Here is a 23419-nt window from a genome sequence, read left to right as displayed (position 1 = left end):
ATAAAGCGACCGTGCCCACTTTTTTATGACGCCGTTTTCAGGAATACTGTGCGGATTGAGCGAGTTAAGGATTATGTTCGGTCACTGTTATTATGCGCTTATTTATTACCCTTTTTATATTATTTTTCAGTAATCTATCCCTGAACGTGGTTCAGGCTGCGCCGCATACCCCGCATTCTGCCCCGAAGAAAAGCGCCGTGGTAGAAACGAATAAGAAAAGCCGCCAAACAAAGGGTAATGCTAAATCACCGACGCCGATCAAAAGCAAAAAACCAGAACCTACCGCAATCAGCAATAAAACCAAATCCCGCACCGCGAGCAAAGTGGCAGAAAAAAAGCCGTCACGGACGCAAAGCAGCACGCCCGCGCTCGTGAAAAAAAATCTTAAAAAGCTGAAGCCTGAAGAAGAGAAACAAACCACCGCACAAGCCAGAGTCAAAACCGGACTGAAGAAGGCCGCACTCAAGGGGAAAGCGGATAAAAATCCGGCGCCGACAGAAAAAGGAATGGCGCTAAGCGCAGCACATAAAAAACGCTATCAGCATGCCAAAACGACCGCAATGAATAAATTGATGAGCCAAATAGGTAAGCCTTACCACTGGGGCGGTTCCTCTCCCTTTACCGGATTTGACTGTAGCGGACTGGTTTATTACGCCTACAAAGATGTCGTTAAGATCCAAATTCCACGCACCGCAAACGAAATGTATCACCTGCGTGACGCCGCTCCGATTAAAAAGAGCGAGCTGGAAAGTGGCGATCTGGTCTTCTTCCGCATCAATAATCGTGGCGCAGCCGATCACGTCGGGGTTTATCTGGGTGAAGGGAAATTTATTCAGTCGCCGCGTACAGGCTCAGATATTCGTATCAGCAAGCTGAGTGAAGATTATTGGCAGGAACACTACGTTGGCGCACGTCGCGTGGTGACGCCGCAGACGATTCGTTAAGAGACAGGTGTACGTAGTAGAGAAAAGCGCTGTGAAGAGATGCGATTCAGACACGTTTTATGCATCATCAACGTGTCTGAATACCTAACCCGCCCAGAGGCACCGTTCGGTTAGTTCAGCACCGCAATAAAACTAAACGCGATGATCACAGCCAACGAGCCAACAGTTGTCAGCAAAGACATCTTCAGATCTGTATCCATGAATTACTCCTTATTAACGAACGAATTTTATCTGAAAGCTTCATCTGAAAAGACACCACCGTTCACAGCCAAACCCGTTTAGGTAGTAAAAGCCACAAATAATAGGGTTATTACGATTCTTTCATAATTGTAGCGAAAAATCTCGGACGAATGCATCACTAATAGTATAAATTAGCCCTTTCACTTTCATGATAAATCGGACACAATCCGCTGTTTATGAAAGCGCTGCGTATCAGTCGAAAAACGTCAACCCAGATCCCTTCGGTATAACATTCGGCATTCTCCTTCTGAAATCCTGTTTTTTAGCTTAGAAGAAGAACATTAAACGTAGGCAAACGATTAACAATATACTTACGTCTGTAACAGGTAAGTTCAGGAGTCATTTTTAGATGGCAACGATTAAAGATGTGGCAAAACGTGCTGGCGTTTCCACCACAACCGTATCGCACGTGATCAATAAAACACGTTTCGTCGCCGAAGAGACTAAGGCAGCCGTCAGGGCGGCAATCAAAGAATTGCACTATTCGCCCAGCGCCGTCGCCCGCAGCCTCAAAGTTAATCACACCAAATCTATCGGTTTGCTGGCCACATCCAGCGAAGCCCCCTATTTTGCCGAGATCATTGAAGCCGTTGAAAACAGCTGCTATGCCAAAGGCTACACGCTGGTGCTGTGTAATTCACATAACGACATCGGCAAACAGCGAGCCTATCTTTCCATGCTGGCGCAAAAACGCGTCGATGGCCTGTTGGTAATGTGCGCTGAATACCCACCAGAGCTGTTGTCGATGTTGGAAGATTATCGCAGCATTCCGATGGTCGTGATGGACTGGGGACAGATGCACAGCGATTTTACCGATACGATTATCGATAACGCCTTTGAAGGCGGTTATATGGCTGGTCGCTACCTGATTGAACGCGGCCATCGGGATATCGGCGCCATCCCCGGCACTCAAGAACGCAACACCGGCAGCGGGCGCTACCTCGGCTTTTTGAAAGCATTGAAGGAAGCCGACATCACCGTACGCGACGAATGGGTAGTTCGAGGCGATTTCGAACCGGAATCCGGCTATAAAGCCATGCATCAGATCCTCGCACAGAAACAGCGTCCAACGGCCGTATTCTGCGGCGGCGATATTATGGCGATGGGGGCTATCTGTGCGGCTGACGAATTGGGTCTGCGTGTGCCGCAGGATATTTCGGTGATCGGTTATGACAACGTGCGCCACGCGCGTTTCTTTACGCCTGCGCTGACGACCATCCACCAGCCAAAGGAGCGTCTGGGTCAGTCCGCTTTCGCAATGCTGCTGGATCGCATTACCAGTAAGCGGGAAGATGCACACGTCATTGAAGTGCACCCGACGTTGATTGAACGCCGCTCGGTTGCAGACGGCCCCTACCTCGACTATCGCCGCTAGCCGCAGCCATTCTGTACAGCCGATTTTCTTATTCCTGCTGCTTCCCCTCCCTGCTTCAGCCAATTCTCTTGTATGCTGGCTGAAGCAGTTTTCAATTTAACACCGTGTTTCATTTTCTCTGGTGACAGCCGAGATCTCGGCTGCGATAAGTGTTGTCCAGGTATGTTTTACGATACTTTTACATAAAGTTAAGGAGACATGATGGGTTTACCTTATACAGAAGAATGGGATCCTAATACCGCGCCCTGGTTCCACATCGTGCAAGACATGCTGGCCACCGCGGATATCACCATCAACGGCACTCGCCCTTTTGACATCCGCGTGACCAACCCCAATTTCTTTAAACGTATCCTGCGTGAGGGATCGCTGGGGCTGGGAGAAAGCTACATGGATGAGTGGTGGGAATGTGAACGGCTGGATATGTTTTCCCATCGCGTCCTGCGTGCGGGGTTAGAGGCCAGGCTGCCCCGCCGTCTGCACGACCTGACGCGCGTCGCCCTCTCCCGCGTCACGAATTTACAATCCCGCCGACGTGCTCAGGTTGTCGGTAAAGCGCATTACGATTTAGGTAACGACCTCTTTACCTTGATGCTGGATCCCTATATGCAATACTCCTGCGCCTATTGGAAACAGGCACAGACGCTGGAACAGGCGCAGGAAGATAAACTTGCCATGATCTGCGAAAAGCTCCAGTTAACATCAGGGATGACTCTGCTGGATATCGGCTGTGGCTGGGGCGGGTTGGCCGAATTCGCGGCACGCCACTACGGCGTCTCAGTGTACGGCATCACTATTTCCAGAGAGCAACAGGTGCTGGCACAGCGACGTTGTCAGAATCTGAACGTCACCATTGAATTACAGGATTACCGTGATCTCGATCGGCAATTCGATCGCGTGGTGTCAGTTGGCATGTTTGAACACGTCGGGCCACGCAACTATGACAATTATTTCCGCGTCGTGCGGCGTAATCTAAAACCCGATGGGCTGTTTCTGCTACATACCATCGGGGCCAATAAGACCAATCCGCACATCGATCCCTGGATTCATAAATACATCTTCCCCAACGGCTGTATTCCCTCCGTACAGCATATTGCGCAGGCAAGCGAGCCTTATTTGGTGATGGAAGACTGGCATAATTTCGGTGCTGATTACGATCGTACCTTAATGGCCTGGCACACTCGCTTTCAGCAGAACTGGCCACGGCTTTCCACACGCTACACCGCCCGCTTCCGCCGGATGTTCAGTTACTATCTTAACTTTTGTGCTGGGGCTTTCAGAGCAAGAGAACTTCAGCTCTGGCAGGTCTTGTTCAGCACGGATGGGGTCGACGGTGGATTGCGCGTTGCGCGCTGACAACATTGTGTGTTGACAGAAAGTCGTGTGCTGACTGAAAAGAGAAACCGGACGATATTACTCGTCCGGTTTACCAGAATGCGCAACGTAGGAATTACTCTTCCTTGCCGAGCTCGCTCGCGTGCTTGCTAGCCAACACGCGCTCGACCGTATCGACCACGGCCTGTGTCTGTGGGTCGATTTCTATATTAATGCGATTGCCCAGACGCTTCTGCCCCAGCGTGGTACGGTTCAGCGTTTCTGGAATTAAATGCACGCAGAAACGTCCACGGGTCACTTCTCCCACCGTCAGGCTGATACCGTCAATCCCAACGAAGCCTTTATGCAGCACGTATTTCATCAGCGCTTCATCTGCCAGACGGAACCAAATTTGATGGTTATTCTCTGAAACCTGAATCTTAACCACTTCCGCCGTACACATGATGTGGCCCGACATGACGTGCCCACCGATCTCATCACCGAATTTCGCGGCTCGCTCAATATTCACGACATCACCTTCATGAATATCGCCCAGATTCGTTAACCGCAGCGTTTCCTTCATGAGATCAAAACTGACACGATCGCCGTCAATAGCGGTTACCGTCAGGCAGCAGCCGTTGTGCGCCACCGAAGCGCCGGGCACAAGCCCTGGCAACAGGTCGGGCGGGAGCTGGACAACGTGCGTGCGAAAGTTGGATTTTTCTTCAATCGACACCACCGGCGCGGTGCCCTGAACAATACCGGTAAACATGCGGTTTGCCTCTTAAAAACAAAGAAATGACGTTGTGCAGTGTGCCCGATATTCCGCGGAAAACCAAACCGGAATACGGTACGTCAGACGTTATCGAAACCGCAGCGTAACAAAAAGAATATATTCTCTTTCAAGCTGGTTTACTTTTATTAAGTCGTTACAATAACGTTCTCGTTTTATTCTTGACGTTTTTCATATCCAGATTATTCATTCCGCTAGCAAAATTAAGTCATTCAAGGAAGGTATCCGTGCAACAGTATCTGACAGAAGCGCGTAAATTATCGGTGCTTGCTGTTCCTGTCATTATTGCGCAAGTGTCCCAAACGTCGATGGGTGTGGTTGACACCATCATGGCCGGTGCTTATAGCGCCACCGATATGGCCGCCGTCGCCGTGGGAACCTCTATCTGGCTACCCGCCATTCTTTTTGGCCATGGCCTGCTGTTGGCGCTGACGCCCGTTGTCGCACAGCTCAACGGTTCCGGCCGACGCGATCGTATCTCTCATCAGGTGCGACAGTCCTTCTTCCTCGCCGCCATCATTTCGGTGCTTACGATGCTGGTGCTGTATCAGGGGGAATACGCCATTAACCTGATGAGCGACGGTTCGCCCGAGCTGGCAGCGAAAGCCATCGGCTATCTGCATGCGCTACTGTGGGGCGTTCCCGGCTATCTGTTCTATCAGGTTTTACGCTGCCAGTGTGAAGGACTATCCAAAACCTACCCCGGCATGATGATTGGATTCATCGGGCTGTTAATCAACATCCCGATCAACTACATCTTTATCCACGGTAAATTTGGCATGCCCGAACTGGGCGGCGTTGGCTGCGGCGTGGCTACCGCCTCGGTTTACTGGATCATGATGTTATTGATGATGCTTTATACCCGACACGCTTCCTGGCTACGCGATATCCGCCTGCACCGTCCCGCATTCCGCCCGGACGTTGCCGTGCTGAAGCGCCTCTTTGGCCTCGGTTTACCTATCGCGCTGGCATTACTTTTTGAAGTGACACTGTTTGCCGTGGTGGCGCTGTTGGTGTTGCCGCTGGGCGTCGTCGATGTGGCGGGTCACCAGATTGCCCTGAACTTCAGCTCGCTGATGTTCGTTCTTCCGCTCTCGGTGGGGGTCGCCACGACCATTCGCGTCGGGCATCGCTTAGGAGAAGGCTCGGTTGAGAACGCCCGCATTGCCGCGCACACCGGTATCATGGCGGGTGTGGCCTTAGCCTGCTGCACAGCCATTTTCACCACGCTACTGCGTGAACCTATCGCCCTGCTCTACAATCAGGATCCGCTGGTTGTGGCGATGGCTTCTCAGCTCATGCTGCTGGCCGCCGTTTATCAAATTTCCGATGCCGTTCAGGTGATCGGCACTGGCGTTTTGCGCGGCTATAAAGATACCCGTTCAATTTTCTATATTACCTTTGTCGCCTATTGGGTATTGGGGTTACCGAGCGGCTACCTGCTGGCGTTGACGGATATTATCGTGCCGCGCATGGGGCCTGCGGGCTTCTGGTGTGGTTTCATCATTGGCCTGACGGCAGCGGCCGTGATGATGGTGACGCGGATTCGTTTTCTCCAGCGCCAACCCGCCGCACGGATTTTAGCGCGCGCCGCCCGCTAGATAACGTTTCACCCTGTCTTCTACCCTAAATAATTCAAGTTGCGTGACAAAACGTTAGCGTTTTGAACAACGCAAAGCGTTGGCCCTTTAGGGCAAGGCCCATTTATGAGCCTTGTAACGCGGCAATCGAGCGAATCCCCAGGAGCTTACACAAGTAAGTGACTGGGGTGAGTAAGGGCAGCCAACGCACAAGCAGCTTGAAGTATGACGGGTATCGTCGAAAAAAACAACGGAATGGACACAACCCCAGCAATCGCACTGGCAAGAGCACAAAATTGCATTTTTCCTCTTGCCAGTTTTCCCCTCGCTCGCTACTATTCGCCTCGCTGTCAGACAGGCAGTTCGGTATCTCAATGCGTTCATAGCTCAGTTGGTTAGAGCACCACCTTGACATGGTGGGGGTCGTTGGTTCGAGTCCAATTGAACGCACCATTACTTGTTTTCAAAATATTTTATTTCCACTATTCCCTACTGAAAGTAATCTGTTCAATCCTCTGTTGAATCTGCATTGATTATCTTCCCGTAATCTCAATTTCATTCCGTCTACATCCACGTTCGCTACATCTATTTGATCTGACTCAAAAGCAATGCACTGAATTTCCACCGGTTTATATAGACACCTCGGCGGTTATGATAGAATCCTTCCGCGAAAATGATATTGAAAGAGTAGATTGCAATGGATTGGTTACGTGATTACATACCGCTACTTCTCATTGGCGGTGGAATATGGGAAATTTTTCACGTCTATAACGGATTAAAGTCAGGCGTATTGGTTGAGAGAATTAATAGAAAAGACGTGACCTTTCATCGTGGTGAATTTTGTTTTAATTTTTGGATCGTCTTTCATATTATTTTTTCAATGGGAACGTTCGCCGTTAGCGTCTTCCTCATCAAAAAATATTTGCTCCTCCCTGACTGGCTGCACGTGTATGTCTCTCACTTTTATTCACTCTGACAACCCCTGCGTCAACAACGTCTCAATGTGACTTTGCATGGTGTCCACACTTACCACAGGTCATGTCACGCCAGATCGCTACTCTGGCGCAAAGGCAAGCGCTCCGCCACTCTTTCTACCCTGCTTAACCGTCTGGAAAAACAGGGCTCAACCCCACATGCCACTTGAAGTATGAAGGGGATATACGACAGAGCGCCGCCGTTATTCCGCTTGTGATTCGATCACCACCACGCACTGCCCCGCGCGAACGGATGCGCCGGGCTGACAGCGGATCTCCCGCACCGTGCCACGCTGCGGCGACACAATCGGGATTTCCATTTTCATGGATTCGAGAATCATCAGCGTTTCCCCCTCGGCTACCGTTTTGCCGATCTCCGTCGTCACCTGCCAGAGGTTACCGGAAATCGGGCTTTCTACGCCGACCTGTCCCGGCAGGATCGGTGCTTCGCTCGCCTCTTCAATCACCACGTCCACGCTATCCGTCACCGATTGACCGGCAATACGCCAGCGCTCGCGCTCTGCCTCAAACGCGGCCCGCTGACGCACGCGGAATGTTTCGATCGCTTCCGCTTCCCGCGACAGAAAATCCTGATAGGCGTTTAGCGCCAGTTCGCTTTGCTCGATCCGTAACGGGTAGCGCCCTAGCGGGAAATCCCGTCGGATCGATAACAACTCGTCGGCCGACACCGGATAGAAGCGAATTTGGTCAAAGAAGCGCAGCAGCCACGGCTTACCGTCAAATGCGCCAACGCCGCGATAGCGATCCCACATTTGCAGCGTGCGTCCGACAAACTGGTAGCCGCCCGGCCCTTCCATGCCATAAACGCACAGGTACGCGCCGCCGATGCCCACCGAGTTTTCCGCCGTCCAGGTACGCGCCGGATTATATTTGGTGGTGACCAAACGGTGGCGCGGATCCAGCGGCGTTGCCACCGGTGCACCGAGGTAAACATCGCCCAGCCCCATCACCAGATAACTGGCGTCAAAGACCGTTCGGTAAACCTCATCAAGATTATCCAATTCGTTAATACGTCGGATAAATTCAAGGTTGCTCGGGCACCAGGGCGCATCGCTGCGTACCGTGGTCATGTATTTTTGGATCGCCAACTGGCAGGCGGGATCGTCCCAGGACAGCGGCAGATAAACCACTCGTGATGGCACTGTCAGATTCTGCTGGGTGCAAACGTCCTGCCATAGCGTAGAAAGCACATCCAACAGGTGCTGTAACGAAAGCATTTCGGGGCGATAGTGCACCTGCAACGAGCGAATGCCCGGCGTCACGTCAATGATGCCATCGAGCGTCTGTTGCTCCAGCGCCAGCATCAGCGCATGGACGCGAAAACGCAGCGCGACATCCAGTTCCGCCGCCCCCACTTCCAGCAGCAAATGGGTATCGCCGGACAGCCGTGCAACCAGCCGTTTATCCTCCTCACCGGTATCCAACACCACCGGAGAAATAAGCGCAGCAGGCGACCACTCGATAGCGATCGGGGCAAGCTGTTCCACCTCTGCATGACGTGCCTGCGCCAATGCGCGCGCCGTCGGGAGATCGACAGGAATAAAGCGCACACGGTCGCCCGCATTCAGTTGCCCCAGCGCCCACAGGTCGGCTTCGATTATCGTCACCGGACAGACGAATCCACCCAAACTCGGGCCATCCGGCCCCAGAATAACCGGCATATCGCCAGTGAAATCCACCGCGCCGATGGCATACGGGTTATCGTGAATATTCGAAGGATGCAGTCCGGCCTCTCCGCCGCTGTCGCGCACCCACTCCGGCTTTGGCCCAATAAGACGGACGCCCGTCCGGCTGGAGTTAAAATGCACTTCCCACTCGGTGGTCAGGAACGTTTCCATATAGGCAGGCGTGAAATAGTCCGGTGCCGCATGCGGGCCGTAAATCACGCGCAGTTCACGCACCGTAGACAACGTGGTGCGCAATGCGTCCGGCAGGCTGTCTCCAATACGTCGGTCAGTCAGCGGCGCAAGGTGCAAGACGTCACCCGCCCGCAGCGCCCTGCCCGCATGACCGCCAAATTGCCCCAGCGTGAAGGTACTTTTACTACCGAGATAATCCGGCACATCAATACCGCCACGCAGGCAGAGATAGCTGCGAACCCCTTGCGCACTCGCCGCACCTAACCGCAGCGTGCCACCCGCCGGTATCGCAAATACGCGATCCATCGGCACAGGTTGACCGTCCAGCTCGATAGCGATAGCCGAACCGGTAACTGCCGCCACAGCGTCCGTATTAAAACGCAATGTCGGCCCGTTCATCGTGACTTCCAGCGCCGCCATTCCTGCCGGATTTCCCACCAGACGGTTGCCTAAACGCAGCGCGCGATCGTCCATCGGTCCCGATGGCGGTACGCCGACCGACCAGTAGCCGAGACGTCCGGGATAATCCTGTACGGTGGTCTGCGTACCGGCGCTTACCACTTCGCAGGTTGTCGCCTGGTAGACCAGCGCATCCAGACAGCGCGTCCACGGCTGACCGCTGGCAAACGGATCTGCCGCCAAAATCTGACGCAGATAGTCACGGTTGTGCTCCACACCGTAGAGTCGCGTGTCCGCCAGCGCCCGATCCAGCCCCGCCATCGCCTGTTCTCGGGTGGACGCACAGGCGATGATCTTAGCCAGCATCGGGTCGAAAAACGGGGGAATCTCGCACCCGGCCGTCACCCAGGTATCGATACGCAGGCTCTGTCCTTCTGCGGCGGGGAACGCAACTTCCGTCAATAATCCCGGCGACGGCTGGAACTGTTTGCCCGGATCTTCCGCGTACAGACGCGCCTGAATCGCATGCCCCTGCGGCTTCAATCCGGCAGACAGCTCGCGCAGCGGTGGTAAATCCCCTGCGGCCAGTGCGATCATCCAGCGCACCAGATCCACGCCCCAGACCTGTTCCGTTACGCCGTGTTCCACCTGTAAGCGCGTATTCACTTCAAGAAAGTAAAAACGGTCCGTCGCGCTGTCATAAACGAATTCCACCGTTCCGGCGCTGCGGTAATTTACCGCCTGTGCCAGACTGATCGCCGCCGCACACAGCGCATCGGCGACCCCGTCCGGCATATTGGGCGCGGGCGTTTCTTCAATCACTTTCTGGTTACGACGCTGTACCGAGCAGTCGCGTACCCCCAGCGCCAGCACGTCGCCCTGTCCATCGCCAAAAATCTGTACCTCCAGATGTCGGGCCCGTTCGATATACTTTTCGATGAATACGCCCGCATCGCTGAAGTTGTTCTGCCCCAGACGCTTTACTGTTTCAAACGCGTCGGACAGTTCCGTGGCGCTATAGCAGACGCGCATCCCGATCCCACCGCCTCCGGCCGTGCTTTTAAGCATGACCGGATAGCCGATTGCCGCCGCCGCACCGAGGGCCGCATCAATATTTTCCAGCAGCTCGGTGCCTTCCAGCAGCGGTACGTTGTGCTGCTTCGCCAGCGCGCGCGCCGTGTGCTTTAAACCAAATACCCGTAACTGCTGCGGCGTCGGCCCGACAAAGGCAATCTGCGCCGCTTCGCAGGCTTCGGCAAACGCCGCATTCTCGGACAGAAAACCATAGCCGGGATGAATGGCCTGCGCGCCGCTATGCCGAGCCGCAGAGAGAATTTTGTCTACATCCAGATAGGTGTGCGCCGCCGCGCCCTCTCCCAGGCTAATGGCTTCATCGGCATCCTGAATATGCAGGCTACTGATATCGGCATCAGAATAGACCGCGACGCCACGGACGTTCATCTCACGTAGCGAACGCAGAATACGGCACGCAATCGCGCCACGGTTGGCAATCAGAAGTTTGTCGAACATACGCTAGACTCATGCAAGGGCGGGTCGTCCCGCCAAAATGCGATCCGCATGATGGTCGTCCATCGCGGTAACAGTCAGGTCGTGCTGAAACAGATAATGCTGAAACGGGCTATCGCGCCGGAATCATAGGGTTTTATCCGACTGGGCACGATGCGGCAGGTAATAGCGATTCGCCCTTGCCTCCAGCGCGCTCACCAGCCACGCTTTCACCCGCTGCCAGCGCGTGCGTTTTTCACCACCGCGATCCGACGTCAGTTCCATATCAGCACCTCCGCTGGCGTTGGGTTCCAGCCGTTGCACGGGTTATTCAACTGCGGACAGTTAGAAATCAGCACGATGACGTCCGTTTCAGCGCGCAGCTCCACGTATTTCCCCGGTGCGGAGATGCCGTCTTCAAAGGTCAGCCCACCTTCTGCCGTCACCGGCACGTTCATGAAGAAGTTGATGTTCGCACCGATGTCCTTTTTGTTCAGGCGGCCATCGTGCAGACAGGCGCAGAGAAAATTATCGCGACAGCTATGCATGTAGCGTCGATCAAGCGCATAGCGCACGGTATTGCTCTCCTGCGCACAGGCTCCACCCAGCGTGTCATGGCGACCGCAGGTGTCAGCGACAATCGTCAGCAGCGGGTTGCCAAGATTGGAATACAGCACGCTGCCCGCCGTCAGGTAGACGCTATTCTGGCGGCGCAGAGTGCGTTGCGGATCGTAGCGTTCACGTGGGTCATCGACGCGATAGAACAGCGTATCCACCGCCTGATTGCCCTCCAAATCCAGCAGTCGCAGCGTCTGTCCCTGTTTCACCTCAAACAAATAAGGTTCACCGGCAGGGATTACATGGCGGAATACCGCGTCCTCGGGCGTTTTATTGCTGGCAATTAAGGTCATGTCCGGCCTCCTTACAGGTAAAAGCGTTCGGTATTGTGAAACGCACGCGCATTTTCCTCACGGAACGCACGGCAGTACGCAGCGACATCCTCGCCTTCCGCCCGGCTCCAGGTGAGTGCAATCGGGCGCGGCGCATACGCTGGGTTAGGATCCATCGGGTGTTGCAAGGCGGTCAGCACCACCAGCGTATCCATCGGCGCGTACAGCTCGATGTAGTCTCCCGCCTGAGAATGATTGGCGTGAAAGTGAAACTGGCCCTGCGCATCTACCGTGACTTTGCTGAACAGGTTGATCGTCATCAGCAGATCTTGCAGATTGAGGTTCCATTTCCCCATCTCGACCAGCAGGTTATCCATGCCGTTACGGAAAAAACCGTTGCGTAATTCCTGATAGCGCCCCTGCCCATATTTCTCCTGCACTTCCTGCGCATTGAGCACGCCACCAAAGCTGTCGTGCCAGCCGCACGTGTCGGCAACAATCGCCGCCAGTACGCGTCCCATATCGGAATAGAGGCAGTGCCCGACCGTCAGTCTGGCGGTATGTTGCCCTTTCAGGGTATCCGGCAGGTTCAGGCGTTCGCTGGCCTGGTGGGCGTTGAACAGCAGCAGGCCCACATTGCCGCCACCTTCCACATCTTCGATACGCAGAATCTGTCCACGCTTGAGGATGAAAGAGGTATGTCCTCCGCCCGGCACTATTTCTTCATCAAACGTCGTTCGGCCTGTCGATGTGTTTGTCGATGTCTGTATCGCTGTCATAACCGAAAGCTCCTTAAATAGAGGATGTCGCCACGCTGACTACAGGAGGTACCAGCGTAAGCGCACGCTGGCGTGTGGCAAGACGCTCCTGATTAAGCGGGATGTCATAGGTAATGCGTGCGCCATAGGCTTCCGGCGCATGCGGATCGATGCGCACTTTGTCGAACACCAGCAAGCGCGTGCCGAGGTGGAAACCTTCCGGCAAATCGTGGGTGACCATAAAGACCGTTAAGCGGGTTTCCCGCCACAGCTCCAGCAGCAGCGTGTGCATATCGCCGCGAATACCGGGATCCAGCGCCCCGAATGGTTCATCGAGCAGCAGGATGCGTGGCTGGACAATAAACGCCTGAGCAATGGCAAGCCGTTGCTGCATGCCGCCGGAAAGCTGGTTAGGGTATTTGTGCATGGCGTGTCCCAGCCCGACGCGCGCCAGCATCCGTGCGGCATCGTCTCGCGCCGCCTGCTTGCGTTGCCCAAACAGCCTGCCGAGCCAAGGGGAACGCGGTATCTCCAGCCCAATCACCACGTTTTCCAGCACGGTTAAATGTGGGAAAACCGAATAGCGTTGAAACACCACGCCGCGACTGGCATCCGGTTCGGCTGGCAGCGCTTTCCCTTCGAGCCGCACTTCGCCACGGCTGGGCGTTTCCTGCCCCAGCAGTAGACGCAGAAAGGTCGATTTACCGCAGCCGGATGCCCCGACCATCGTGCAGAATTCCCCTTCCTCAACGTTCAGGTTGAGCCGTTCCAACACAACGTGGTCGCCGTATTCCTGCCAGATGTTATCGATCTCAATAAAACTCATGCTTTGCTTTCCTCTGACCACGGGAACACGCGGCGATGTAGCCAGCGCAGCGCCATATCCATGAGCCATGCCAGCAGCGTGATCCACACGACGTAAGGCAGAATCACATCCATCGCCAGATAGCGGCGTACCAGAAAGATGCGGTAACCGAGCCCTGCCGTTGCCGAAATCGCTTCGGCAGAAATCAGGAATAGCCACGCCGCGCCCAGCAGCAGCCGCAGTGAAATCAGCAGTCGCGACAGCAGCTGTGGCAGGATGACGCGCAGCACCACGACCCAGCTGTTAGCTCCCAATGTCTGGGCTTTAATCAGCATTTCCTGCGGTATGTTGCGGGCGCGCTGTTCGAGATCGCGCGCCAGCATCGGCGTAACGCCAATCACGATCAGCATCACTTTCGAGAGTTCATCCAGCCCAAAGACGATGAAGAGAATGGGCAAAATCGCCAGCGGCGGGATCATCGACAGCACGGTCATCAGCGGCGAGAGCGGCGCGCGAAACAGCGGAAAAGCCCCAGCCGCAATCCCGAACAGCAGGCTCAACAGGCTGGCGATCCCCAGCCCCAGCGCGAGACGCACCAGACTGGCCTGCGTATCCAGCCAGAACAGGTAATCACCGCTGCGTTTATCCTCGGTGAATGCCATGCGCTGAATCGCCTCGGCCATTTGCCCAAGACTCGGCAAGAGTTTGTCATTGGGGTTAGCCTCCAGCCGCAGCACCGACCCGATGAGGTACAGCACCAGCAGCACGACAAACGGCAGCAGGACCAGCAACAGCCGTCCGCCCCGACTGGGGTAGCGATTGATCAAGCGCACTATAGTCTCTCCAGTTTGCGGGTCAGAGTTTGTTCTCTGCGGCCAGACGCACGAAGGTGTCGTCAAAGCGCAGTTTCACATTGGCGCTGTCGCCCAACGTGACCTGTCCGGGGAACGTCATACCGATAAAATCCGCGCTCTGTGCGCCAGTGCCGAGCAGCCCTTTATCGAAGGAGAAATCGGCCACTCGCTTCATGGTGTTAGGAAGATCCGAGTTGGTCAGAAACGCCAGATTGTCCTGCGCGGAATAAAACAGGTGGGTGGTTTTTAATTGCGCCTGATAGCCGGCTAAATCGGTACCGGAAGCGGCAGCCATGGACTCCAGCGCCGGTTTGTCGCCCGCTTTCATCAGCGCCATCATTTCAAACCAGGCACCGGCCAGCGCTTTGCCCAACGCCGGGTTGTCCTGTAGCGTTTGCGTGTTCACGACCATCATGTCGATCAGTTCGCCGGGGATCTGACCGGACTGGAAGACTTCCGTGGTGTCCGGCTGACTTTTGATTGCAGAGAGCTGAGGGTTCCAGGCAACGGCGGCCTGCACGCTGCGGGTGGCAAAGGCGGCGACAATATCGGCATCCGACGTGTTAACAACGGTGACATCCCGCTCCCGTAATCCGGCCGTTTCCAGACCGCGCACCAGCAGGTAATGGGAGACGGAGAGTTCAGGCAGGTTAACCTTCATCCCGCGCAAATCCTTCAGCGTTTTCCCTTTGCCTTTGAGCACGATGCCATCGTTGCCTGCGGAGAAACTGCCGAGCAGCAGCGCCGTGGTATCCACACCGCCCGCCGCCGGAATGGTCAGCGCATCCATGTTGGTCATCGTGCAGCCGTCAAACTGCCCAGCGGTGTATTGGTTGATCGATTCGACGTAGTCGTTAAGCTGGGTGACCTTAATCTTGATGCCGTACTTGTCGGCCCATTTATCGATAATGCCCTGCGTGCCGATGAAGCCCCACGGCATCCATCCGGCATAGATCGTCCAGCATACGTTGAATTGCGTTTTAGGCGCAGCCTGAGAAGGGAAACTCAGCAGCGCTGAGAGACTGAGGACGCAAACGCCCAGTAAACGAGATAGGTTCATGCCAGACCTCCGGTTGAGTAGGAAAAAAGCGGGAACAGCGCGACACCATGGGTGTTGCTGTCTCCCGGGCTTTTGTCCCGCCGTGTAACCTCAACTGGAGGTCGCCAGCTCTCGGACCAGACATCCATAGGATATGGATCGGAACCCTAGCCAGCTATTCAGGTTGTTCAGCGCCATGCGTGGTGCTGTCCCGAATAGAGAAAAGCAAAAGGCGTGCCAGCACCGAAAGTGCCAGTCCGGCTGTCGTTTATAGGGAGAATTATGCGGGGAAGCTCGCCGCTATCGCGCTATCTCGGTGCAGTAGCACAGCGAGTACGCTTCACGGTAGTGCAGCGGAAGTTGGCGGAAGCGGGGCTTAGTGTGCAGAACGGCTGGCCGCTATTTTTTCCAGCAGCGCACTAAACGTGGCTTGTTCTTCAGGGGATAGCGCCTGAAGCATCTGCGCCTCAATCTGCTTTTCCTGATGCAGAAAAACCTGCGTAAACGCGACGCCTTTATCGGACAAACTGAGCCACACGCTGCGGCCGTCATCCGGGTTATCGATCTTGCGGACATAATCGCGTTTGACCAACTCCGCGACCATGCGGGTGATCTGCGCTTTATCCCGACAGACCCTTTTCGCCAGCGACTGGGGCGTAATGCGCCCTTCCATCGCGATGATCTTACATAACCGGACGTGCACCACATCCAGACTAATGTCGTGCGCTTTCATCTGTTCCTGCATCTGCGCCTTATAGCTTTCCAGTAAGGCAAAAAGAGCTTTCATCATGCTTTATTGACTCGGTCAACCAATGATCATATAGTTGATTTTATCAACTATCCATCACGAGTTCAATTTACCGAGGCCACAATGGGAAACGTCTATCAGATTACGGTGGAAGAAAAAGCCGAGCAGCAGCGCACGCTGTCGTTTGAATGCTCAATCCACGATGATTTGTTCAAGATTCTGGAAAAAGTCGATGGCAAGATGGACATGACGCCGGAACAGACTCAGGCCTTTATTGTGGGTTTGAAACTATTTAGTGAAGTGATGATGCAGAATAGAAAGCACCCACTGTTTAAGGAATTCGCCGCCCCGTTCAGAGAATTCATGCTTAATCTCAAGAAGCAGTGATATAGAAGGCCGCGCAGCAAAAATGATGCTCCCCGCGCCGTGAAAACACCGGCGCGGGGAGCGTGACGCCTTACTCTGCCAGATCGAAGCGATCCGCATTCATCACTTTCACCCAGGCAGCAACAAAGTCATTCACAAACTTCTCTTTGCTGTCGTCCTGTGCGTAAACCTCGGCGTAGGCGCGCAGAATGGAATTGGAGCCAAAGACCAGATCCAGACGCGTCGCTGTCCATTTAACTTCACCCGTTTTACGGTCGCGGATTTCATACAGGTCTTTACGGTATGGCTTCCACGTGTATTTCATATCAGTCAGGTTGACGAAGAAATCATTCGTCAGTGCGCCTTCACGATTCGTAAATACGCCGTGTTTGGTGCCACCGTAGTTGGTCCCCAGCACACGCAGGCCGCCAACCAGCACCGTCATCTCTTTCGCCGTCAGCCCCATCAGCTGGGTGCGGTCAAGCATCAGCTCTTCCACGCTCACGGCATAGTCTTTCTTCAGCCAGTTACGGTAGCCATCGTGGATAGGTTCAAGGACGTCAAAAGACTCGGCGTCGGTCAGGGCATCGGTGGTGTCGCCACGTCCCGGAGCAAATGGCACAGTCACCTGTACGCCAGCCGCTTTCGCCGCTTTCTCAATCCCTACATTACCCGCCAGCACGATGGTATCAGCCACGCTGGCCCCCGTTGCAGCGGCAATACTTTCCAGCACGACTAACACACGCGCCAGACGCTCAGGTTCGTTCCCTACCCAGTCTTTCTGCGGGGCGAGACGAATACGCGCGCCGTTGGCACCGCCGCGCATATCGGAACCACGGAATGTGCGGGCGCTGTCCCAGGCGGTTGCGACCAGTTCACTGATGGAAAGGCTACTTTCTGCAATGCGTGCTTTGACAACATCAACATCATAGTCGGTACGCCCCGCCGGAACCGGATCCTGCCACAGTAAGTCTTCCTGCGGCACATCTGGCCCCACGTAGCGCGCTTTCGGCCCCATATCGCGGTGCGTCAGTTTGAACCATGCTCGGGCAAACACTTCGGAGAAGTACGCCTGATCCTGATAGAAACGCTCGGAAATCTTGCGATATTCCGGGTCAACTTTCAGCGCCATGTCGGCATCGGTCATCATCGGGTTGTAGCGGATAGACGGGTCTTCAACGTCAACCGGTTTGTCTTCTTCTTTAATGCTGACGGGCTCCCACTGCGATGCACCGGCCGGGCTCTTTCTCAGTTCCCATTCGTGATTCAACAGCATGTGGAAGAAGCCGTTATCCCATTTCGTCGGATGCGTTGTCCAGGCGCCTTCCAGCCCGCTGGTGACGGTATAGCGCCCCTTGCCCGATCCCGTCGGGTTATGCCAACCGAGACCTTGCTCCTCAACATCCGCACTTTCTGGTGCCGCACCCAGCAGGCTGGCATCGCCATTACCGTGGGTTTTACCCACCGTGTGCCCACCCGCCGTCAGGGCAACGGTTTCTTCATCATTCATCGCCATACGGGAGAACGTCACGCGCATATCCTGTGCGGTACGCAGCGGATCGGGATTGCCATCAACACCTTCTGGGTTAACGTAAATCAGCCCCATTTGTACGGCCGCCAGCGGGTTTTCCAGCGAGGTACGATCGTCGCTGCCATAGCGTCCGGTGCTCTTCGCCAGCCACTCTTTTTCCGAGCCCCAGTAGGTGTCTTTTTCCGGGTGCCAGATGTCTTCACGGCCAAAGGCGAAGCCAAATGTTTTCAGTCCCATGGATTCATACGCGATATTACCCGCCAGAATAATCAGGTCCGCCCAGCTAAGTTTATTGCCGTATTTTCTTTTGATGGGCCACAGTAAGCGGCGCGCTTTATCGAGGCTGACGTTATCCGGCCAGGAGTTAAGCGGTGCAAAGCGCTGGTTACCCGTTCCGCCGCCGCCGCGACCATCAGTCGTACGGTAGGAGCCCGCCGAGTGCCAGGCCATACGAATCATCAGGCCGCCGTAGTGACCCCAGTCCGCTGGCCACCACTCCTGGCTATCGGTCATCAGTGCATGCAGATCTTTTTTGAGGGCATCGACATCGAGGGTTTTGAGGGCGTCGCGGTAGCTGAAATCGCTGCCTAACGGGTTGGTCTTGGTATCATGCTGATGAAGAATGTCGAGATTGAGGGCATTTGGCCACCAGTCGGTGTTTGATGAGCCAGTAGAAGTGTTTCCGCCGTGCATAACCGGACATTTGCCGGCTGGTTTCGTTTTATTCTCGTCCATCGTTATCTCCCAGTATGTTGCATTGCCTTAATCGCTGCGCAAGAAGGTGGATCGTTCTCCGATAGCCTTGCCTTATGGCAACAGAGCGCTTCACCGATTCCTTCTTCTTGATGCAAGACAGTGCCAGAGTCTCCCTATAATTTATAATTGTATATGCTAACTTCTGCGATAGCTTAACCTGATGAAAAGCGGTTCAATCGCACATTTTTCCTATCTGCATCAATAATCTCGCCGATAGCACAACTTGCGATAATGAGTCCGCTTGTCATCGCGGCCTCTTTCAAGAAGCCGCGGGGTCTTTTGCTACCTTAAAAACTACAGCGACAAACTACAGCGACGGCGAACGGAGTATGAACTGAGTAATCTCGGCACGTTTCCCTAAGCGGATCGGAAAGCCGTTCCACAGACCCGCGCCATTGCTCACGTACAGATGCATGCCATCCACGTCATAGCTGCCGGACACATAGCCTTCATTCGCCATCTGCGTCACCCAATGCATGCCTAGCACCTGACCGCCGTGCGTATGGCCGGAGAGCTGTAAATCCGCTCCAGCACGCGCATTCTCTTTCGCTCCCGTTGGCCGATGGCTGAGCAAAACGACAGCGGTATCCGGCGCTATTCCGTTGAGCGCAGCGCCCGTATCTGGCAGCAGCTGTTGAAAATCAGCGGCGGTACGGTCGGTGATCCCTGCCAGCACAAACGCGGCATTATCGCGACCAATCGATACATTTTCATTAAGCAACAGGCGCAAACCCAGCGCATTCAGTCGCTGCACCCATTGCGTATATTCCACGTAATATTCATGGTTGCCCACAATGGCAAACACACCGTGTGGCGCGGTCAGGTTACGCAGCGGTTCCATGTCATCATGACGGGCATTCACAGTGCCGTCGGCCAGATCGCCCGTAATTACCGTCAGGTCGGGTTTAAGCGCGTTGGTTTTTGCCACTACGGCTTCCATCCAGGGGCGCTGTAACAGACGGCTGGCATGTAAATCCGTGAGCTGCACCAGCCGGAAGCCATCCAGCGCAGGCGGCAGTTGTTTCAACTCGACTTCGACCGTACGTACTTCAGGAACGCGCACCGCTTCCCAAACGCCTATCGCCGCCAGCCCCATCGCCACCACGGCAATGCCACCACGCAGCGTCATATTGTTCAGCAACACATTCCCAACCGAACGGGATAACAGACGCCCCACGACGCCGAACAGATCGATAGCCAACAGCAGGAATGCGGATATCAGCAGCGCGCCAAACGCCCATCCCAGAAGCATCAGGACAAATGCGGGCACTTCCGGCGACGCCATCGTGCCAAAAAAGGTGCGCGTAATCAGATGATGCTGCGAAGCCAGCAGCACTAACACCGCCAACATGCGCTTTACAGGCATACCGACACGCAAGCGCCAGACCAGACGCCAGATAACATAGAGGGCGATCAGCCCGGTAATGACATGAAACACGGCTATTTTTCTCTCTTTATCGGTGATGTCGGTATAGTAACGCGTAAATTTTACACCATGACTCACGCATTGCAGATCAACGCGGTAGAGGTGTTGTGTTGCCAGAAGGTGCAGATTAACATGGCGCAATTCCATGCTGTACACATCATTGACCAGAATGAAGCCTGCTCGCTGGCGGCAGGTTGTGCATCATTTTGATTAACCAAGGACATATATGTTCGATTACACCGACTTTCCCGAGCAACGGCAATCCAAAATCAGGCAGATCCTCAGCGAGGAAGGCAAAGTCGTCTGCGCCCAGCTCTCACGTGAATTGAACGTATCCGAACACACCATACGGCGTGACCTGAAAGAACTGGCGCAATCCGGTGCCTGCAAGCGCGTCTACGGCGGTGCGGTTAGTATGCCGCCAGAGGCCATCGATTTTGCCAGTCGAGCGAGTATTGACGCTGTTCAGAAAGACCGCATCGCTCAGGCCGTTATCCCGCTGATAAAGCCTAATGGCTGCGTCTTCTTTGACACCGGTACCACCAATCTGGCCGTGGCGAAGCAGCTCCCGCAGGGCCTGAAGTTTACCGCCGTGTGCAATTCGCCCATTATCGCAACAGAGCTGATGCAACATCAGGATGTAGAAGTGATCTTTCTTGGCGGAAGGATCCAGAGAGAGGTCGGCGGCGCGATTGGTATCGATACGCTCAGGCAGCTAGAGAAGATGTATTTCGATCAATGCCTGTTGGGAGGCTGTGCCTTTGACGCCAATGAAGGCCTGACCGTTTTTGAATATGACGATGCAGAGTTCAAAAAGTGCCTGGTCACCCGCAGCAGCGAAGTGATCGTCGCGCTGACCGCCAATAAGATCTCCGCTTTGGCTCGTTATAGCGTGGCTGCATGTGATGAAATCACCACGCTGGTGACCGATGATGAAATCTCACCTGCCTGCCAGAGCGCATTAAGCGAAAAAAATCTGGAGCTGATTGTTGCCCGATAATGCGACGGTAGCCCCAGCGGCTGCCGGTTTGCCTCATGCCGTTCACTTTATGAAAGCAGCAGCTTTATCGTTTTCAGTACCCCATCGTCATCATTGCTCTGGGCAATAAAATTCGCCGCCGCTTTGGTTTCCTCAAACGCATTGCGCATCGCAAAGCTGTAAGCCCCGCGGCTCATTAGTTCAATATCATTGAGCCCGTCGCCGAACACCATCGTTTCCTCTGGCGTAATCGCCAATTTCTCCTGAAGGATGTCTACGGTGTGCCCTTTGTGTACGCCGACATCAGCAATGTCGATCCAAGACGCTTCAGAGACCACGATATAGGCATGATCGTGAAACGCATCAAGATACTTCGCCGTCTCGTGGCAGTGTCCTTCTGGGTCATAAACCGTGATTTTCACAAAATCATCGGTCACGGCAGCAAAGCTGGAGATCAACGTCACATTGGTGTACGACTTTTTCACCTTTTCCAGTAAGGCAGGATCGATCGTTTCCTTCACCATCGCACCGTGTGGGGTACAACCGATGACTACGTGCCGATCGTCTACGCTTTCCAGCACGCCAATCAGGCTCAAGGCAAGACGGTTTTTAATAAGTGACTGGTAAACGTACTCTCCCTGATACTTGATGCGTGTCGCGCTGTCTCCCAGAATCCAGATGTCTTTCGCATCATCGCCAAAAAGCGCTTCGACCCGCTCACACTGCTTGCCTGTGCAGACAGCAAACCGCACGCCTTTCTCTTTCATTAGCGCATAAACGTCGGCAAACAAGGCTCTGTTGTAATCGCCATCGCTGTGAAGAAACGTGCCGTCCAGATCGGTAATTACCAACTTGATCATTCCACTCCCCTTTCAGATTGTACGTACACAGATAGCCGCGAGTCAGGCCGTAACCTGCCTGAACCAAGAGATATCGTTTTTGTGCGGTGTGTTAGATGACTGACGTGATGATTAATCGCCAATGCTCGATTTAGCTCGATAAAGCAAAAAACACACTAAAAAGAGCATGTAACGCGCAATAACAATCACTTTACGCCAAGTTCATTGAGATATTACGCAGAAATCAGCATAGCATTTATTGACAATAAGCAACAAGAAGCAAAATCAACCAATAATGAGCAGTAAGGGAGTGAGAATGAGAGGAAGTGGCAGAGTCAGGTGACGATGGCTCTGCCACACGCCAGATGATCAAATGAAGACGAACCTGACGTTCAGACGCAATGTGTTATTCAAAAACTATATATACCCTAAATAATTCGAGTTGCATGACAAAACGTTAGCGTTTTGAACAACGCAGAGCGTTGGCCCTTTAGGGCAAGGCCAATTTATAGCCTTGTAACGCGGCAACCGCGCGAGTCCCCAGGAGCTTACTCAGGTAAGTGACTGGGTTGAGTAAGGGCAGCCAACGCACAAGCAGCTTGAAGTATGACGGGTATATACGCTATGAGGACAGCTTCATCAGGATCAAGCCGCTGACGATCAACAGCGCAGCGATAATCCTCATCGCATTTGCGGGTTCATTGAGGAAGACCAATCCCACCACAAACGCCCCTACCGCGCCAATTCCTGTCCAGATGGTGTAGGCCGTGCCCAGAGGAAGAGATTTCATCGCCATGGATAACAGCGCAAAGCTGATAATCATGGCGACAATTGTGACAACCGATGCGCCTACTTTCGTGAAGCCATCAGACAGTTTCATGCTGTAAGACCAGACAATTTCAAACAAACCGGCAAGCGCTAATAGAAACCAGGCCATACCCTGCTCTCCTTAAACATCGAATAGGGGTCGTCCCGTGAATCCTTTTCGCGTCAGGGGTCGTCCCCTGTCAGGATGCTATGCCGCGATACGATAGCGTTGTGCTATCAGGGAGTAAAGCCAATATGTCCTTAACCGTCCCGGGTCTCGCGAGTTTTGCTTCAATTCAGTAAATAGTTAACCTCAGGACGCAAATCCGGCTAAACATTCGACACTTGGAAGAACATGATAAACAAAGCGCTTGCCACCAGCGCCGGAGCCGTCCATAATAGCGCCCACTCCAAACGCTGGAATGAAGAAAAGCATTCTAATCAAAACGTTACTGATTAAGATGTTATCTACTGTACGACCGTAGCTCAGTTGGTTAGAGCACCACCTTGACATGGTGGGGGTCGGTGGTTCGAGTCCACTCGGTCGTACCAATTCATGTTCTATAGATGTATGCTAATGTCTATAACACATTGAAAAGAAGAAAATTTCCATCTTCTC

Annotated in this window: 20 protein-coding genes, 2 tRNA genes and 1 riboswitch; of the genes, 8 read left to right on the top strand and 14 right to left on the bottom strand. The window is 54.1% G+C overall.

What is annotated here, in order from left to right; all coding sequences use genetic code 11:
* The first annotated feature begins 92 nt into the window (after positions 1 to 92).
* Positions 93 to 944 (top strand): C40 family peptidase, encoded by an 852-nt coding sequence (locus tag MYB54_RS09460; protein ID WP_119870912.1) that lies wholly within the window; start codon positions 93 to 95, stop codon positions 942 to 944.
* Positions 945 to 1054: 110 nt separating this feature from the next.
* Here the strand turns inward: MYB54_RS09460 and cydH are convergent, their stop codons facing one another.
* Positions 1055 to 1144 carry a cytochrome bd-I oxidase subunit CydH gene (gene cydH / locus MYB54_RS09455; protein ID WP_014915740.1) on the bottom strand — a complete coding sequence of 30 codons (90 nt, stop codon included), beginning with the start codon at positions 1142 to 1144 and terminating at the stop codon, positions 1055 to 1057.
* Between the two features lie 389 nt (positions 1145 to 1533).
* Between cydH and purR the strand changes: the two genes are divergently transcribed.
* Positions 1534 to 2559 carry an HTH-type transcriptional repressor PurR gene (purR, locus tag MYB54_RS09450; RefSeq protein ID WP_010276588.1) on the top strand — a complete coding sequence of 342 codons (1026 nt, stop codon included), beginning with the start codon at positions 1534 to 1536 and terminating at the stop codon, positions 2557 to 2559.
* 201 nt (positions 2560 to 2760) lie between these two features.
* Complete coding sequence (gene cfa, locus MYB54_RS09445; protein ID WP_119870911.1) at positions 2761 to 3912, top strand: cyclopropane fatty acyl phospholipid synthase; 1152 nt, start codon at positions 2761 to 2763, stop codon at positions 3910 to 3912.
* A gap of 94 nt (positions 3913 to 4006) precedes the next feature.
* Here cfa and MYB54_RS09440 read toward each other — a convergent pair whose 3' ends face one another.
* Positions 4007 to 4642 (bottom strand): riboflavin synthase subunit alpha, encoded by a 636-nt coding sequence (locus MYB54_RS09440; RefSeq protein WP_248721835.1) that lies wholly within the window; start codon positions 4640 to 4642, stop codon positions 4007 to 4009.
* A gap of 248 nt (positions 4643 to 4890) precedes the next feature.
* Between MYB54_RS09440 and MYB54_RS09435 the strand changes: the two genes are divergently transcribed.
* Complete coding sequence (locus MYB54_RS09435) at positions 4891 to 6264, top strand: MATE family efflux transporter (RefSeq protein ID WP_248721834.1); 1374 nt, start codon at positions 4891 to 4893, stop codon at positions 6262 to 6264.
* A 355-nt stretch (positions 6265 to 6619) separates the two neighbouring features.
* Positions 6620 to 6696, top strand: a tRNA-Val gene (locus tag MYB54_RS09430).
* A gap of 724 nt (positions 6697 to 7420) precedes the next feature.
* On the opposite strand, the gene uca is transcribed toward MYB54_RS09430, so the two are convergent.
* The 8 genes from uca to MYB54_RS09390 all read right to left on the bottom strand — a co-directional run bounded on the left by uca (position 7421) and on the right by MYB54_RS09390 (position 16138).
* Entirely contained in the window at positions 7421 to 11026 is a 3606-nt protein-coding gene (gene uca, locus MYB54_RS09425; RefSeq protein WP_248721833.1) for an urea carboxylase, read from the bottom strand.
* Positions 11027 to 11149: 123 nt separating this feature from the next.
* Positions 11150 to 11287 (bottom strand): hypothetical protein, encoded by a 138-nt coding sequence (locus MYB54_RS09420; RefSeq protein WP_205594100.1) that lies wholly within the window; start codon positions 11285 to 11287, stop codon positions 11150 to 11152.
* Positions 11278 to 11913, bottom strand: a complete 636-nt coding sequence (locus MYB54_RS09415; RefSeq protein ID WP_248721832.1) for an urea amidolyase associated protein UAAP2 — start codon at positions 11911 to 11913, stop codon at positions 11278 to 11280. Before MYB54_RS09415 ends, MYB54_RS09420 begins: the two co-directional genes overlap by 10 nt.
* A gap of 11 nt (positions 11914 to 11924) precedes the next feature.
* Entirely contained in the window at positions 11925 to 12671 is a 747-nt protein-coding gene (locus MYB54_RS09410; RefSeq protein WP_248721831.1) for an urea amidolyase associated protein UAAP1, read from the bottom strand.
* A gap of 13 nt (positions 12672 to 12684) precedes the next feature.
* Positions 12685 to 13476, bottom strand: coding sequence for an ABC transporter ATP-binding protein (locus MYB54_RS09405; protein WP_248721830.1), 792 nt, complete (start codon positions 13474 to 13476; stop codon positions 12685 to 12687).
* Positions 13473 to 14288, bottom strand: coding sequence for an ABC transporter permease (locus MYB54_RS09400; RefSeq protein WP_248721829.1), 816 nt, complete (start codon positions 14286 to 14288; stop codon positions 13473 to 13475). The genes MYB54_RS09405 and MYB54_RS09400 overlap by 4 nt, the downstream gene beginning before the upstream one ends.
* A 22-nt stretch (positions 14289 to 14310) precedes the next feature.
* Positions 14311 to 15369 carry a putative urea ABC transporter substrate-binding protein gene (locus MYB54_RS09395; RefSeq protein WP_248721828.1) on the bottom strand — a complete coding sequence of 353 codons (1059 nt, stop codon included), beginning with the start codon at positions 15367 to 15369 and terminating at the stop codon, positions 14311 to 14313.
* 59 nt (positions 15370 to 15428) lie between these two features.
* A riboswitch (guanidine-I (ykkC/yxkD leader) is annotated at positions 15429 to 15530 on the bottom strand.
* 194 nt (positions 15531 to 15724) lie between these two features.
* On the bottom strand, positions 15725 to 16138 hold the full coding sequence (locus MYB54_RS09390) for a MarR family winged helix-turn-helix transcriptional regulator (RefSeq protein ID WP_014915753.1): 414 nt from the start codon (positions 16136 to 16138) through the stop codon (positions 15725 to 15727).
* 81 nt (positions 16139 to 16219) lie between these two features.
* On the opposite strand from MYB54_RS09390, the gene MYB54_RS09385 reads away from it, so the two are divergent.
* Positions 16220 to 16483: a DUF3861 domain-containing protein gene (locus tag MYB54_RS09385; RefSeq protein WP_010276554.1), complete on the top strand. Its 264-nt coding sequence runs from the start codon at positions 16220 to 16222 to the stop codon at positions 16481 to 16483.
* 70 nt (positions 16484 to 16553) lie between these two features.
* Here the strand turns inward: MYB54_RS09385 and katG are convergent, their stop codons facing one another.
* Complete coding sequence (katG, locus tag MYB54_RS09380; protein WP_039553727.1) at positions 16554 to 18728, bottom strand: catalase/peroxidase HPI; 2175 nt, start codon at positions 18726 to 18728, stop codon at positions 16554 to 16556.
* A gap of 328 nt (positions 18729 to 19056) precedes the next feature.
* Entirely contained in the window at positions 19057 to 20322 is a 1266-nt protein-coding gene (locus tag MYB54_RS09375; RefSeq protein WP_014915755.1) for a metallophosphoesterase, read from the bottom strand.
* Between the two features lie 79 nt (positions 20323 to 20401).
* Here MYB54_RS09375 and MYB54_RS09370 point away from each other — a divergent pair, with 79 nt between their 5' ends.
* Entirely contained in the window at positions 20402 to 21175 is a 774-nt protein-coding gene (locus MYB54_RS09370) for a DeoR/GlpR family DNA-binding transcription regulator (RefSeq protein ID WP_014915756.1), read from the top strand.
* 47 nt (positions 21176 to 21222) lie between these two features.
* Here the strand turns inward: MYB54_RS09370 and MYB54_RS09365 are convergent, their stop codons facing one another.
* A complete protein-coding gene (locus tag MYB54_RS09365; RefSeq protein ID WP_014915757.1) occupies positions 21223 to 22014 on the bottom strand; it encodes an HAD-IIB family hydrolase in 792 nt (263 codons plus the stop codon).
* A gap of 601 nt (positions 22015 to 22615) precedes the next feature.
* Positions 22616 to 22930 (bottom strand): DMT family transporter, encoded by a 315-nt coding sequence (locus MYB54_RS09360; RefSeq protein WP_010276539.1) that lies wholly within the window; start codon positions 22928 to 22930, stop codon positions 22616 to 22618.
* A gap of 345 nt (positions 22931 to 23275) precedes the next feature.
* Here MYB54_RS09360 and MYB54_RS09355 point away from each other — a divergent pair.
* Positions 23276 to 23352: transfer RNA gene (locus MYB54_RS09355), tRNA-Val, on the top strand.
* The last annotated feature ends 67 nt before the right edge of the window (positions 23353 to 23419 follow it).

It is taken from the genome of Pectobacterium nicotianae, from assembly GCF_023272715.1.
Classification (GTDB): Bacteria; Pseudomonadota; Gammaproteobacteria; order Enterobacterales; family Enterobacteriaceae; genus Pectobacterium; species Pectobacterium brasiliense.
This window is presented reverse-complemented; position numbering and strand designations above follow the sequence as displayed.